The sequence below is a fragment of the Winogradskyella ouciana genome, from assembly GCF_965284585.1.
Classification (GTDB): Bacteria; Bacteroidota; Bacteroidia; order Flavobacteriales; family Flavobacteriaceae; genus Winogradskyella; species Winogradskyella ouciana.
The window spans coordinates 2119799-2133075 of record NZ_OZ260095.1; the positions used below are offsets into that span (position 1 = coordinate 2119799).

16 protein-coding genes are annotated in these 13277 nt (G+C 34.3%); 10 read left to right on the forward strand and 6 right to left on the reverse strand.

The window, feature by feature from the left end; genetic code table 11:
• Positions 1-4: 4 nt before the first annotated feature.
• Together ACQ65V_RS09350 and ACQ65V_RS09355 are read right to left on the reverse strand one after the other, a co-directional pair.
• The gene (locus ACQ65V_RS09350) at positions 5-622 is read right to left on the reverse strand and encodes a hypothetical protein (RefSeq protein ID WP_412561376.1); all 618 of its coding nucleotides are present in this window, start codon (positions 620-622) and stop codon (positions 5-7) included.
• A gap of 440 nt (positions 623-1062) precedes the next feature.
• A complete protein-coding gene (locus tag ACQ65V_RS09355) occupies positions 1063-1248 on the reverse strand; it encodes a hypothetical protein (RefSeq protein WP_155090299.1) in 186 nt (61 codons plus the stop codon).
• A 109-nt stretch (positions 1249-1357) separates the two neighbouring features.
• On the opposite strand from ACQ65V_RS09355, the gene ACQ65V_RS09360 reads away from it, so the two are divergent.
• On the forward strand, positions 1358-1744 hold the full coding sequence (locus tag ACQ65V_RS09360) for a nucleoside triphosphate pyrophosphohydrolase family protein (RefSeq protein ID WP_273291872.1): 387 nt from the start codon (positions 1358-1360) through the stop codon (positions 1742-1744).
• Positions 1745-1778: 34 nt separating this feature from the next.
• Here ACQ65V_RS09360 and ACQ65V_RS09365 read toward each other — a convergent pair whose 3' ends face one another.
• Positions 1779-2849 (reverse strand): branched-chain amino acid aminotransferase, encoded by a 1071-nt coding sequence (locus ACQ65V_RS09365; RefSeq protein WP_430467693.1) that lies wholly within the window; start codon positions 2847-2849, stop codon positions 1779-1781.
• A 118-nt stretch (positions 2850-2967) separates the two neighbouring features.
• Here ACQ65V_RS09365 and ACQ65V_RS09370 point away from each other — a divergent pair, with 118 nt between their 5' ends.
• The 3 genes from ACQ65V_RS09370 (at position 2968) to ACQ65V_RS09380 (ending at position 5205) form a co-directional block, all read left to right on the forward strand.
• Positions 2968-3474: a DUF4920 domain-containing protein gene (locus ACQ65V_RS09370; protein ID WP_430467694.1), complete on the forward strand. Its 507-nt coding sequence runs from the start codon at positions 2968-2970 to the stop codon at positions 3472-3474.
• Positions 3475-4176, forward strand: a complete 702-nt coding sequence (mnmD, locus tag ACQ65V_RS09375) for a tRNA (5-methylaminomethyl-2-thiouridine)(34)-methyltransferase MnmD (RefSeq protein ID WP_430467695.1) — start codon at positions 3475-3477, stop codon at positions 4174-4176. It abuts the gene before it with no gap.
• A gap of 123 nt (positions 4177-4299) precedes the next feature.
• A complete protein-coding gene (locus ACQ65V_RS09380) occupies positions 4300-5205 on the forward strand; it encodes a TIGR01777 family oxidoreductase (RefSeq protein ID WP_430467696.1) in 906 nt (301 codons plus the stop codon).
• A gap of 1 nt (position 5206) precedes the next feature.
• On the opposite strand, the gene ACQ65V_RS09385 is transcribed toward ACQ65V_RS09380, so the two are convergent.
• Together ACQ65V_RS09385 and ACQ65V_RS09390 are read right to left on the reverse strand one after the other, a co-directional pair.
• Positions 5207-5992, reverse strand: coding sequence for an anti-sigma factor (locus ACQ65V_RS09385; RefSeq protein WP_430467697.1), 786 nt, complete (start codon positions 5990-5992; stop codon positions 5207-5209).
• A complete protein-coding gene (locus tag ACQ65V_RS09390) occupies positions 5992-6546 on the reverse strand; it encodes an RNA polymerase sigma factor (RefSeq protein WP_430467698.1) in 555 nt (184 codons plus the stop codon). Before ACQ65V_RS09390 ends, ACQ65V_RS09385 begins: the two co-directional genes overlap by 1 nt.
• A 129-nt stretch (positions 6547-6675) precedes the next feature.
• Between ACQ65V_RS09390 and ACQ65V_RS09395 the strand changes: the two genes are divergently transcribed.
• Positions 6676-7188 carry a fasciclin domain-containing protein gene (locus tag ACQ65V_RS09395; RefSeq protein WP_430467699.1) on the forward strand — a complete coding sequence of 171 codons (513 nt, stop codon included), beginning with the start codon at positions 6676-6678 and terminating at the stop codon, positions 7186-7188.
• A 171-nt stretch (positions 7189-7359) separates the two neighbouring features.
• Here the strand turns inward: ACQ65V_RS09395 and ACQ65V_RS09400 are convergent, their stop codons facing one another.
• The gene (locus tag ACQ65V_RS09400) at positions 7360-8013 is read right to left on the reverse strand and encodes a YceI family protein (RefSeq protein ID WP_430467700.1); all 654 of its coding nucleotides are present in this window, start codon (positions 8011-8013) and stop codon (positions 7360-7362) included.
• 165 nt (positions 8014-8178) lie between these two features.
• On the opposite strand from ACQ65V_RS09400, the gene ACQ65V_RS09405 reads away from it, so the two are divergent.
• The 5 genes from ACQ65V_RS09405 (at position 8179) to ACQ65V_RS09425 (ending at position 13273) form a co-directional block, all read left to right on the forward strand.
• Entirely contained in the window at positions 8179-8730 is a 552-nt protein-coding gene (locus ACQ65V_RS09405; RefSeq protein ID WP_155090309.1) for a nucleotide exchange factor GrpE, read from the forward strand.
• Between the two features lie 33 nt (positions 8731-8763).
• Positions 8764-9879 carry a molecular chaperone DnaJ gene (gene dnaJ, locus ACQ65V_RS09410; RefSeq protein ID WP_273291927.1) on the forward strand — a complete coding sequence of 372 codons (1116 nt, stop codon included), beginning with the start codon at positions 8764-8766 and terminating at the stop codon, positions 9877-9879.
• Positions 9880-10150: 271 nt separating this feature from the next.
• Entirely contained in the window at positions 10151-11077 is a 927-nt protein-coding gene (locus tag ACQ65V_RS09415) for an ABC transporter ATP-binding protein (protein WP_155090310.1), read from the forward strand.
• A 3-nt stretch (positions 11078-11080) separates the two neighbouring features.
• Positions 11081-12394 carry an ABC transporter permease gene (locus ACQ65V_RS09420; RefSeq protein ID WP_430467701.1) on the forward strand — a complete coding sequence of 438 codons (1314 nt, stop codon included), beginning with the start codon at positions 11081-11083 and terminating at the stop codon, positions 12392-12394.
• 3 nt (positions 12395-12397) lie between these two features.
• Positions 12398-13273, forward strand: coding sequence for a mechanosensitive ion channel family protein (locus ACQ65V_RS09425; protein WP_430467702.1), 876 nt, complete (start codon positions 12398-12400; stop codon positions 13271-13273).
• The last annotated feature ends 4 nt before the right edge of the window (positions 13274-13277 follow it).

Genomic DNA, 13277 nt, shown 5'->3' on the forward strand with positions numbered 1-13277 from the left:
CAATTTAAGGTGCAGTAACTATACTTTTGCAAAATTGTTGACCATAATCCGTCCAAAAGTTTAAATTTTTAAATTTCTCCCCTGCGTGGATATCAATAATTTCACCCTTTTTTGGTTTGAAGTTGGTTATATTTTCAACAATTACATAAGTTTCATCTTCATCCGATTCAGATTCGATTATATCTAAATAAATGTGATGTAAAGTTTTTCCATCCTTCAGTAATTCTTCCTTATATCTTGCACCTGTTAAATCATAGGTATTTCTTTGATCATCATTTTCTCCATTTATTTCCCTAAGTATAACTTTCATTTCATAGGTGCCGTCAGATTTTATTTTCGAGTGTGCAATTATTCCAAATTGCTTTACAAGATCGATGTGAATATGCTGTTTAATTTCTTTAGAGAAATCTGCATTTAAATAAATCTCTGGAAATTTTTCTTCGCCATCAGACATGATTAAATCTTTTATTATTTCTTGTCTAGCCTCAGTAACTCGCGTTAGAGAATTTTCTATGTTATCAACACTCTCTGAAATCTGATCTAGTTTTTCAGATTGGTCACAAGATGCAAATAAAGAAAGGCATAAGATAATAGCATAAACCTGGATTGATTTACTTTTCATTTGTATAGGGTTTTAATGGTTAGTTACAAAAACAAAGATGCAAAGTTGGAATACATCAAAACATACCCAATAAAGGGTATATTTCCGTGAATAAGTTATAAAATAAATGTGAATTAATAGGAAAATTAAGACAAATGACCTGAAAAAAAAGTTAATTAAGCCAGTTTAGATATAATTAGAAATCTTTTTTTAACCTATTCAGTTTTATTTATGCTAAAACTTAATAAGAGAAAGTTAATAGCTAAAAGAACAAATAAAAGTATCATCGTTTGTTGGTTTTTTTATAGCATCGTGCATTTTTCAAAGTGTCATCCATGTTAAAAATGCAGATGCATGTCATTTTCCAATAATAAGAATTAAAGGCATAAAATTTATAGGTAATAATACCTGTTTTTTAACAAGTCACTTTTAAAAATAAGAACTGTAACTAGGGAAGTGAGTTATATAAAAATAAACTTAATAGCGGCAATCATACCAATAAAACCGATAAAGGCAATTAATATCCAGATGGTACCTTTGTAATGCGTCCTATGGGTTTTTATATCCTTACGGTATTGATAGGCAATCGCAATAACGAATGCTATAAAGAATAATATTCCGAAAATCCATTGACCAGTAGAAAACATTAGTTTAATTTTATGCAAAAATAAGCAAAACGAGACTAAAAACTTAATATTAACAGCCTCTACATTTATATATACGAAAAAATAATAACCTTAGATTTAAACTATAAATATGCAAGATAAAATCAATGCTGTAAAAGCATTTCACACCGCTTTTAAAATAGGCCATAGAGAAACACCAAAAGCCGATTTAGGCATAGAAAAGAATATGCTCCGCTACAAACTTATGCGCGAGGAAAACGAAGAATATCTAGAGGCTGCAAACGATAATGACTTGGTTGAAGTAGCAGATGCTCTTGGTGATATGCTTTATATATTATGCGGAACCATTATTGAGCATGGTTTACAATATAAAATCGAGGAGGTTTTTGAAGAAATTCAACGTAGCAACATGAGCAAGCTCGGTGAAGATGGAGAACCAATTTATAGAGAAGATGGCAAAGTACTCAAAGGGCCAAGTTACTTTAAACCAAAAATTAAAGAAATTTTAGAAAAATAATGAAGTTGTTGTTTTGCTTGGTTTATCAGCTCAACTAACACACCTTAACTCGCCATCCATAAGGATCATCCGATTTATTGGTCTGTATATCTGTAATACGCTTTTTAAGTAACGCTCCGTAAGTGTTTTCAAGTTCTGGTAATTCGTAATTCTTGCCTTTAAAGCCAAATCCAGATATTGGCGATACCACTGCTGCCGTACCTGCACCAAAAAGTTCTTTAAGGCTTCCGTTTTCGGAGGCTTCAATAAGTTCAGCCACTTTTATCTTACGAACTTCAACATCAATACCTTCAGCTTCAGCTATGGTTAAAATACTTTTTCTTGTGATGCCATCCAATATTCTATCACTTGTAGGTACTGTAAGCAACGTGTCATTTATTCTTACAAAGATATTCATAGCACCTGCTTCTTCAATATACTCGTGTGTATTGTCATCTGTCCAAATAACTTGCTGATAGCCTCTGTTATTGGCAAGTTGAGTAGGATAAAATTGACCAGCATAATTACCACCAGCTTTCGCAAAACCTACACCACCATTGGCAGAACGTGAATACTTTTCTTCAATAAGTACTTTTACTTTTCCAGAAAAATAAGATCCTGACGGAGCACATGCGATGATGAATTTATAGGCATTTGCTGGCGACGCATGAAAACCTTGTCCTGTAGCAAACATAAAAGGTCGGATATATAACGAACTACCTTCAGAGGTGGGAATCCAGTCTTTTTCCAGCTTTATAAGTTCTTTAAGACCATTCATAAAACAAGCTTCAGGCAGTTCTGGCATTGCCAAACGCTTAGCGGAAATATTCAAGCGATTAAAATTGTCAACTGGCCTAAATAAAAACACATTATTATCTGAGTCCTTGTAAGCTTTCATGCCTTCAAAAATAGACTGTCCATAATGAAAAATCTTTGCAGAAGGCTCAAGTGTCACAGGCTGATAAGGCACAATACTCGGATTTTGCCATTCGCCATTCCTAAAATCGCATACAAGCATATGATCTGAGAATACACGACCAAAAGCTAAATTGTTAAAATCAACATTAGCAATTTTTGAAGTTTTAGATTTTTCAATTTGAATGTCCTCTGTGTAGTTAATAGCCATAAGCACGTGTCATTTATTCCGCAAAAGTACACAATCAATGCCGTTAATAAAAGGCTATGTTAGCTTAAATTTTGTAAATTCGCAATTCAATAAACAAATAATATTAAAGATATTAATAATGAAAAAAATACTCTTATTCCTTGCAATTGGCTTATTTGCAGTGTCATGCAAAAATGAAAAAGAAACTACCGAAGAGAAAGTTGAAGATGTAAAAAAGGAAATGGCATACACGTCAATTGGGATGGAAATTAACGATGCAGATGCTTTATCATCTAAGCGTATGATGGAACATTACAAAGGCATGAAAGCTGGTGATACGGTTCCTGCAAAAATAAAAGCAAAGATTGTTGAGGTCTGCTCTAAAAAAGGCTGTTGGATGACTTTGGATATGGACGGAGAAAATGAAGTGATGGTAAAGTTTAAGGATTACGGATTCTTTATGCCATTGGATGCAGAAGGAGAAGTAGTGGTAAACGGAAAAGCTTTTGTTACGGAAACTCCAGTGGATGAATTAAGACATTACGCTGAAGATGCAGGAAAATCTAAAGAAGAAATCGAAGCGATTACCGAACCTCAGTTAGAGTACCGTTTTGAAGCTGATGGAGTATTGCTAAAAACAGAGTAATTGAAGAGAAAAATCATCACCACGTCTGATGGCTCCAAGACCATTCAGATAGAAGATTGGAATGAACAATACCATTCCATTCATGGTGCCATACAAGAAGCAAATCATGTATTCATTAAGCATGGTTTGCTTTTCTTTTTTGAATCGAATTGTCACAATGAACGGAGTCGAAGTGTAAGTGGGTATGGTGCTCTTAACATTCTAGAAATCGGTTTCGGTACAGGCCTTAACGCTTTCCTAACGTTATTAGAAGCGGAAAAGTTAAAACAGCACATCAACTACGTAGGAGTAGAGGCATACCCTGTGAAGCAAAATGAAATTGACCAGTTGAATTATGTTGAGTTAGTTTCTGAAAATCATAAAACGCAATTCGAGAAAATGCATCATGTTCCTTGGGAAGAACAACATGGCATCACACCAAATTTCAGATTAGAAAAACAGGAAAAATTCTTTAAGTCTATCGATGCTCACAACGAATTTGATATCATATATTTTGATGCTTTCGGAGCTCGTGTACAACCAGAACTTTGGACAGAAGACATCTTCACCATCATGTATAAAGCGTTAAAAGAAGAAGGCGTTTTAGTTACATATTCAGCTAAAGGTAGTGTAAGACGTGCCATGCAAGGTGTTGGCTTCACCGTTGAGCGCCTTCCTGGTCCACCTGGAAAGAGAGAGATGTTGCGTGCAATCAAACTGTGATCATAACTATCTATAGAAAGCAGAATTTTTAATGTTAAATTCTTTGTTTACTGGAAACGTTAAATCCAAACTAAAGTTCTTCACAAGGCATTTTACCTTTAGTATCTTTGTATAAAAAGAATAATGACAGTTTTAATAACAGGAGCGACAGGATTAATAGGGCAAAAGATTGTAAAACTTTGTCATGCAGAGGGGATTAGTGTTCATTATTTAACTACCTCAAAATCTAAACTGACTACAGAAGATAATTACAAAGGCTTCTATTGGAACCCAAATAAAAATGAAATCGACCATAAATGCTTTGAAGGAGTATCTTCAATAATAAACCTGGTCGGCGCAACAATATCAAAACGTTGGACAGAAGATTACAAAAAAATTATTCTTGAGAGCCGTACCAAAACTGCAGAACTCTTACAAGATACTATTAAGAAGCACAACTATAAAATAGATTATGTGGTGTCTGCAAGTGCTATTGGTATTTACCCATCTAGTTTTGTTAACTTTTATGATGAAGAGAATACTGAAATTTCTGAGACATTTTTAGGTGAAGTCGTTGCCGCTTGGGAGAGTGCTGTGGATAATTTTAAATCTCTTGGTTGTAAAGTGGCAAAGATTAGAATTGGTTTGGTCTTGGCAGAAAATGATGGAGCACTTCCTAAAATGGCAAAACCGATAAAATATGGTGTTGGTTCTCCTTTTGGTAGTGGTAAACAATGGCAAAGTTGGATACATGTAGAGGATTTAGCCAGACTTTTTATATATGCTTTGCAATATCAATTAATAGGTCTTTACAATGGTGTGGCACCAAATCCTGTAACTAACAATGACCTAACAAAGGTGATAGCTAACGTTCTTAACCGACCATTGATTTTACCTAATATTCCAAAGTTTGCAATGAATTTAGCTTTAGGCGAAATGCATATCTTACTATTTGAAAGTCAGCGCGTCAGCTCTCAAAAAATTGAAAACAAAGGTTTTTATTTCAAATATGCCAATTTAAGGCCAGCTTTAGAGGATTTGTTAGAATAAATCACTTCAAATACACGTTAGTCACTAATCGTTCAACAGTCGGATGGTCATTGCCACCAGCAGGTTCTATTGTTATATTTAATGATTCGGAATGATCTATGTAGTTCATGGCCATTAATTTTTTATCCTTAGAAATAACACCCATATTAATCATTTCTCCTTCAACGTCGGCCCACATTTGGTAGTCGTGATCAGCATCTAAATCTGGTAATCGCTCAGTATTTATCACTACAGATTTTGTACTGTGATTAACATAACTAATTACCTTAGTATCCGGTGATATGTCATTTCCGGTTAAAACATACTTTTCTGTTTCCGGATGTGCTATAGCCGCGTATAGTGAGTTCTTATTTTTAAGTTCCTCATTAAGGCTTTCAATGGTGGTATTTAATTCGGTTTTCTCCTTTTCAACTGTTTGTAATTGCTGTTTCACTGTATTTAGCTGATTATACATCCAAAAACTTCCAATCATAAATAACGCGGCAATGCTTGCGGCAATTCCCAAATAAAATTTTGAGCTACTATTAGGTTTCAATTCAACAATCTTAGTGTCATTTGAGGCTGAATTTATAGCATTTAGAAGATTAGATTTTATCAAGGCAGGTGGCGTAATAGTATTTTCCAAACCGAGGGTTTCAAAGTCTTCCTCGAGTTGATCAAAATATACTTTTAATTCAGTATCTGAAGATAAGATACGCTCAATCTGTTCGCTTTCTTTAACATCGAGTTCTCCGAGCAAATATTGCTCTAGTAATCCATTTTCTAATATCGTTTTCTTATCCATCATCACAACACATTTAGTATTAGTAAAAGAACAATTATTGCCTTGGAATAAGTGGTTCTCAGCTCTTTTAAGGCTTGCCTAACATAAGATTTAAAGGTGCCCAAAGGCACATTCATTTCTTTGTGAGCCTCTCTATGAGTCAGTCCTTTAAAGTAGACTAATTCTATTGCCTCCTTATGATGAGCTTCGAGACTGGTAATCGCACCCTTGAGTTCTAAATACTCACTATCTATACTAATAGCTTCTTCTTTATTTTTATATACACTAAAATCATCAGTTTGGATGAGCGGATCATTCTTTCTTAGAACATTTAACGTTTTGTTTTTGGCAATACGATATACCCAAGTGTAAAAACGACCCTTGGTAGCGTCATAGTTTTCGGCCTTGTCCCAAACCGTCATAAAAGTGTCTTGTAATAAATTTTGAGCTTTACCCTCATCTCGTATCATTTTTAGAATAATACTGTAAATAGCACCAGAATATTTGTCGTAGAGTAATGATAACGCACCTTCATCCTTATTTTTTAATTGTTGAATAAGTCTAGTGTCGTTTTGCATTTAATGTTAAAGATTTCACAAAAGTGAGGTCTTGCTCATCTATGACCAAGAAGCCTGTGTAAATATAAATGAAAGCACTTCAAAAATAAAATAAGTGCATTAAATAGTTTAACCAAAAAATTAAAAAACATGAAAAAATTAGTATTTGTATTATCAACAGTAGTAGCATTAGCATTCTCACAAACGGCTACAGCCCAAAAAACAATTGTAGATGCAGCAGTGGGTAATGAAAATTTCTCAACCTTAGTAACAGCATTAAAAGCGGCAGATTTAGTGGAAGCATTACAAGGCGATGGTCCTTTTACAGTATTCGCACCAACAAATGATGCTTTCGCTAAAATAGACGAAGCAACATTAAAAAGTTTACTTAAGTCAGAGAACAAGGAAATGTTATCTAAGATTTTAACGTACCATGTTGTATCAGGAAAATTAATGGCTAGTGATGTTGTTGCTGCATTAAAAAAAGGAAACGGGAAAGTTGAAATAGAAACTTTAGCTGGGCAAAAATTAACCGTAATGCAAAAAGACGGTAAGATCTGGTTAAAAGATCAAAACGGGAATTACAGTGAAATCACAGCGACAGATGTAGAGGGAAGTAATGGCGTGATTCACGTAATTGACACTGTGGTAATGCCAGAATAATGGTTTAGTGTTAATGTTAGTTAGGCATTACTACTTAAAAGGTTATTAATCACTATTTGGTTGGTTATAATTGATTAATAGCGACGCAATTTTAGAGATAAAATTGCTATGAAAAGGAAAAGCACTTACATTTTGTAAGTGCTTTTTTTTTATTCTAACTTTTTCTTTTACTTAAGCCTTCTTAGCTACTAAGTTAACTTTTAACTCAATATCATCATTAATGAAGCTATCGCCTAGATCATCAAAAAAAGATTTTGATCCATATTTTACATTCCACTTAGAACGATCAATTGTAAAAGTTTCACTTGTTAACTTCATCGTGTCACCATCCATAGAAGTGGTAACTGGAATGCTAATATTGTTCGTAGTTTCTTTCATAGTTAAATTACCAGAAAGCATTGTTTTACCGTCCACAGTTTCTAAACCTGTAACTTCAAATTTTGCTTTCGGATAGGCTTCTACGTCAAAGAAATCGGCACTCTTAAGATGACCTGTCAATTTTGCATTACCTTCTTTCTCTACTGGGATATCTGTAACTGTAATGCTATTCATGTCAATAGCAAAACTACCGCTTTCAATATTACCATCATTTACGCTTACAGAACCTTCAGCAATTGAGATTGTTCCTGTATGTGTGCCAGTTGGCTTAAACCCTTTCCATTCTATGGTCGATTCATCAGCAATAGCTTTATAAGTTACAGCAGATGCTTCGGCTACAGCTGCGTCTTCTGCTTCTGTAGTTTCTGCTTCTTTCGCTTTGTCTTTACAGCTTGAAAATGCTACTAATGCTATTACGGTAATAATTTTTAAAAAGTTTGTTTTCATGTTAGTGTTTTTTTGTTTTTGTTTTAAGAATGTAAAATTACAAAATAGATAGGCTATGTACTTATAAAAAAATGTTAATGACATTTTGACATTATCATAATAATGGCAGTACTTTTGCAGACCTAAATCGAAGATTTAATTCAGATTAAAAAATTTAAACTCAAAATGAGTAAAAAAGATAAAAATAAAAAGGCTGACGAGCCTCAAGTAGAGGATGCAGCAACAGCAACCGCTGAAGCCATAAAAGAGGAAAAAGAAAAAGTATCTGTAGAGGAACAACTTCAAGATCAATTAGCAACTGAGAAAGACAAGTTTATGCGTCTCTTTGCTGAGTTCGAAAATTATAAAAAACGCACAAACAAGGAACGAATTGAGCTATTTAAAACAGCGAGTGAAAGCGTAATGCTGTCTATGCTTCCTATATTAGATGATTTTGAACGTGCTTTATTGCATATTGAGGAAGATAAGGAAGCTGAGGAATTGCGCAAGGGCGTGTTGTTAATCTACAATAAGCTTTTGACAACATTAGAGCAAAAAGGCTTATCTAAAATCGAAGTGAATAAAGGCGACGTCTTTAATGCCGATGACCACGAGGCAGTAACACAAATACCTGCACCAAGTGATGATTTAAAAGGTAAAATAATTGATGTAGTAGAACGAGGATATAAACTGGGAGATAAGGTTATTCGTTTTCCAAAAGTGGTTATTGGACAATAATAAAAAAAATTCCCGATGTCTCGGGCAATACACATGAAAGAAGATTATTACGACGTTTTAGGAATAAGTAAAAATGCATCTGACGCTGAAATTAAAAAAGCCTATCGTAAGATGGCTTTAAAGTATCATCCAGATAAAAATCCAGGGGATACTGAAGCGGAAGATAAATTTAAAAAAGCAGCTGAAGCCTATGAGGTTTTGAGCAATGCTGATAAAAGAGCACGTTACGACCAATTCGGTCACCAAGCATTTGATAATAATGGTGGCTTTGGTGGAGGTGGTATGAATATGGATGACATCTTCAGCCAATTTGGTGATATTTTTGGTGGTGCTTTTGGCGGAGGCGGATTTAGTGGCTTCGGCGGAGGCGGAAGGCAGCGTGTTGTTAAAGGAAGCAACCTAAGAATTAGAGTAAAGTTGTCTTTAGAAGAAGTGGCTAATGGCGTTGAGAAAAAAATAAAAGTAAAGCGTAAAGTACAAGCTGAAGGAACCACATATAAAACTTGTGGAACTTGTAATGGTTCTGGCCAAGTAACACGTGTAACGAATACTATTTTAGGTAGAATGCAAACCGCTTCAACATGTCAAACATGTGGTGGTGCAGGGCAAACTATTGATAAAAAACCATCTGATGCTGATGCCCAAGGGTTAAAAGTTGCAGAAGAAACCGTTTCGGTAAAAATACCTGCAGGTGTTGTGGATGGTATGCAATTAAAAGTAACGGGAAAGGGAAATGATGCGCCAGGAAATGGAATTGCTGGTGATATGTTGGTGGTAATACAAGAAGAGGAACATCCTACCTTAAAGCGTGAAGGAGACAATTTACATTATGATATGTATGTAAGTTTACCAGATGCAGTATTAGGAACTTCAAAAGAAATAGATACCGTAACAGGTAAAGTAAGAATTAAGATAGAAGCAGGAGTGCAGTCTGGAAAAATTCTAAGATTGAGAGGGAAAGGGATTCCAAGTATAAATGGTTACGGTAAAGGAGATTTGTTGGTACATGTAAATGTTTGGACACCAAAGACTTTGAGCAAAACCCAAAAGGAATTTTTTGAAAGCATGCGAGAAGATGAACATTTTGAACCTAAGCCAGAGAGCTCTGATAAATCTTTTTTTGAGAAGGTTAAAGATATGTTTTCATAAAAAAGTGTATAATTCATAAAAAATACTATCTTTGATATATCGCTAATACTAATTAGCGGTAATTTTTCTTTTTCATAGCAATTTTTTCCCATCCTTATCTAACCATAAGGGTGGGTTTTGTTTTTTATAGTATTTCTTCCTTGTTTTATTTTTCTTTAGAGTTAAGGAAATATTTATTTGTAATATAAATAGTCTTACTTAATTACTGTAAAAATTCATACATTTAATATCTTTACGAGCCTTAAACCCTATCTAAAAAATTAAGTTCTATATGAATGATTTATTAGTTGCTGATTCCGTGTCAAAAAACTTTGGGAATTTTAAAGCACTAAATCAGGTATCCATTGCTGTGCCAAAGGGAAGCATCTTTGGATTACTTGGCCCAAACGGAGCAGGTAAAACCACTCTTATACGTATCATTAATCAAATCACCATGCCAGATGAAGGCTCTGTTCTATTAGACGGACAACCTTTAAAACCAGAACACATTAAGGATATTGGCTATTTGCCAGAAGAACGCGGGCTGTACAAATCCATGAAGGTTGGTGAGCAAGCGTTGTATTTGGCTCAACTAAAAGGCATGTCAAAAGCTGAAGCTAAAAGTAGATTGAAATATTGGTTTGAAAAATTGGAAATTGGAGATTGGTGGAATAAAAAGATTCAAGAATTAAGTAAAGGTCAAGCCCAAAAAATACAGTTTATTGTTACTGTTTTGCATAAACCAAAACTGTTGATTTTTGATGAACCATTTTCAGGTTTTGATCCTATAAATGCCAACCTGATTAAAGATGAAATCTTACAATTGCGTGATGAAGGTGCAACGGTGATTTTCTCTACACATCGTATGGAATCCGTTGAAGAACTGTGTGACCACATTGCGCTGCTTCATAAATCAAATAAAATATTGGATGGAAAGTTAAATGACATCAAAGGCCAATATAAAACCAACACTTTTGAAGTCGGTTTACAATCCAACAACAGCACTGCTGTTTTAAACGAAATTAAAGATAGGTTTGAGGTGCTACCAGCAACTTTTAAAAATCTGCATGACGATATTAAGTTGAATATAAAAATAAATGAGTCGGCATCGTCCAACGATTTGTTGTCATTTTTAACCTCAAAGGCAGAAGTGCATCATTTTGTTGAGGTAATTCCATCTGCCAATGACATTTTTATTCAAACTGTAAAAAACAACTAAATAATGAACCACTTACCACTCATTATAAAGCGCGAATATTTAACCAAGGTTAAGAACAGATCATTTATTGTAATGACGTTTTTAAGCCCATTGATAATGATTGCCCTGATTGCAGTTGTGGCATATTTATCTCAGTTAAACAATGATAAACAACGTACCATTTCGGTATTGGATGAAACAGGATTGTTTAACGATGTGTTTCAAAATACTGAAAACACAACCTATACGAGCTTAAATGAATTAAATCTAGGCGATGCTATTGCTTTAGTTAAGGAAAAAGAGGACTATGGCTTATTACATATTGCTAAAATAGATTCAATAGATGCTATTTCTAATAACGTGAAATTTTACTCTGAAGAATCCCCTTCTTTATCAATTATGTCTAGTTTGGAGCGTAAAATAGAGAAACGCATTCAAGAAATGAAACTTAAGAAAGAGGGAGTGAGCCTTGCCCAAATTGAAGCTTCAACAATTAACTTAGATATATCTCAAGAAAGTTTTGATGGAGAAAAAACGTCTAAAGAAGGTAACGTAGTAAAGTTGATTTTTGGTGGTGTTGCAGGTTATTTATTGTTTATGTTCATCATTATCTATGGTAATATGATCATGCGAAGCGTTATTGAAGAAAAAACCAGTAGGATTATAGAGGTTATCATATCTTCAGTAAAACCTGTACAACTGATGTTGGGTAAAATAATAGGTACTTCACTGGCAGGTATTACACAATTCGCCATTTGGGTTGTTTTAGGAGGTGTGTTAATGGTAGTGGTATCGGCAATTTTAGGAATAGATTTAGCCCAATTGCAAACACCACAGCAAGAAATGGTAACCCAAGCTATGGAAGCTGAGGGAGCACAAGCAATAGCAGAGAACATTTTTATTGAAATTACCAATTTGCCAATTTTAAATTTGGTTTTTGCTTTTATATTTTTCTTCGTAGGAGGTTACTTATTATATAGTTCCTTGTATGCAGCCATTGGTGCAGCAGTAGATAATGAAACAGATACTCAGCAGTTTATGTTGCCAATTCTTATGCCGTTGATTTTGGCGGTTTATGTTGGCGTGTTTACGGTTATAGAAGATCCGCATGGAACGGTTTCTACTGTATTTTCATTTATTCCATTAACATCACCAGTTGTTATGCTAATGCGTATTCCGTTTGGTGTGCCCTTATGGCAACAGGGATTATCATTAATACTTTTAATAGGGACGTTTATGTTTGCGGTATGGTTTGCAGCTAAAATTTATCGCGTAGGTATTCTAATGTATGGTAAAAAACCGACTTACAAGGAGCTCTTTAAGTGGTTGAAATATTAATCTATGGTTCAGGATTTAAGTAAAATAGAAGAGACGATTACTGAAAGTTCAGCATGGGAATCTACTAAGGAATTCTTAGGAAGGCATATAGATATTGGGAAAGATATAAGTATTTCAATTTTAGATGTCTTAATTGTCATTACGGCAATATTCATTACAACAATCATATTAAGAATCATTTTAAGAGTAATTACAAGAAACCTTCCTGAAGACGATAAAAGTAAATTCAATGTCGTCTATGGTTATTTTAGATGGTTGATTTACGTTATTATTCTGCTCATCACTTTACATTCCGTTGGAATAAATGTTACAGCAGTATTTGCAGCTTCCGCAGCTTTACTAATCGGTGTGGGTTTGGCACTACAAACCTTATTTCAGGATATAATATCTGGAGTATTTATTTTAATAGATCAATCGGTACATGTTGGTGACATCATAGAAATTGAAGATAAGGTTGGGAGAGTAGAGGAAATAAAACTAAGAACGACGAGAGCGGTTACTATTGACAATAAAGTCTTGGTAATTCCAAATCACTTATATTTAACTAACTCGCTATATAATTGGACACAGAACGGAGCTACAACCAGAGAAAGTGTAGAAGTAGGCGTTGCCTATGGCAGCGATGTGCAACTAGTTAAAAAGTTATTGTTGCAAGCAGCAAGTACTCATGAGGATGTTATTAGCGAGCCAGAACCAACGGTATTGTTCACTAATTTTGGGGATAGTTCTTTAAATTTCAAACTTGTTTTTACACTAGCAGATAGTTTTAAAGCACAGTTTCCTAAGAGTGATATTCGTTTTGAAATTGATAGATTGTTTAGAGAAAACAATGTTACGATCCCTTTCCCACAACGCGATATTCATATTATTGAAAAATAGAAAA

Excerpts from the sequence above, each read along its gene's own strand:
- ACQ65V_RS09350 (WP_412561376.1), bottom strand. The coding sequence starts at position 622 with ATGAAAAGTAAATCAATCCAGGTTTATGCTATTATCTTATGCCTTTCT.
- ACQ65V_RS09355 (WP_155090299.1), bottom strand. The coding sequence starts at position 1,248 with ATGTTTTCTACTGGTCAATGGATTTTCGGAATATTATTCTTTATAGCA.
- ACQ65V_RS09360 (WP_273291872.1), top strand. The coding sequence starts at position 1,358 with ATGCAAGATAAAATCAATGCTGTAAAAGCATTTCACACCGCTTTTAAA.
- ACQ65V_RS09365 (WP_430467693.1), bottom strand. The coding sequence starts at position 2,849 with ATGGCTATTAACTACACAGAGGACATTCAAATTGAAAAATCTAAAACT.
- ACQ65V_RS09370 (WP_430467694.1), top strand. The coding sequence starts at position 2,968 with ATGAAAAAAATACTCTTATTCCTTGCAATTGGCTTATTTGCAGTGTCA.
- ACQ65V_RS09380 (WP_430467696.1), top strand. The coding sequence starts at position 4,300 with ATGACAGTTTTAATAACAGGAGCGACAGGATTAATAGGGCAAAAGATT.
- ACQ65V_RS09385 (WP_430467697.1), bottom strand. The coding sequence starts at position 5,992 with ATGATGGATAAGAAAACGATATTAGAAAATGGATTACTAGAGCAATAT.
- ACQ65V_RS09390 (WP_430467698.1), bottom strand. The coding sequence starts at position 6,546 with ATGCAAAACGACACTAGACTTATTCAACAATTAAAAAATAAGGATGAA.
- ACQ65V_RS09395 (WP_430467699.1), top strand. The coding sequence starts at position 6,676 with ATGAAAAAATTAGTATTTGTATTATCAACAGTAGTAGCATTAGCATTC.
- ACQ65V_RS09400 (WP_430467700.1), bottom strand. The coding sequence starts at position 8,013 with ATGAAAACAAACTTTTTAAAAATTATTACCGTAATAGCATTAGTAGCA.
- ACQ65V_RS09405 (WP_155090309.1), top strand. The coding sequence starts at position 8,179 with ATGAGTAAAAAAGATAAAAATAAAAAGGCTGACGAGCCTCAAGTAGAG.
- dnaJ (WP_273291927.1), top strand. The coding sequence starts at position 8,764 with ATGAAAGAAGATTATTACGACGTTTTAGGAATAAGTAAAAATGCATCT.
- ACQ65V_RS09415 (WP_155090310.1), top strand. The coding sequence starts at position 10,151 with ATGAATGATTTATTAGTTGCTGATTCCGTGTCAAAAAACTTTGGGAAT.
- ACQ65V_RS09420 (WP_430467701.1), top strand. The coding sequence starts at position 11,081 with ATGAACCACTTACCACTCATTATAAAGCGCGAATATTTAACCAAGGTT.
- ACQ65V_RS09425 (WP_430467702.1), top strand. The coding sequence starts at position 12,398 with ATGGTTCAGGATTTAAGTAAAATAGAAGAGACGATTACTGAAAGTTCA.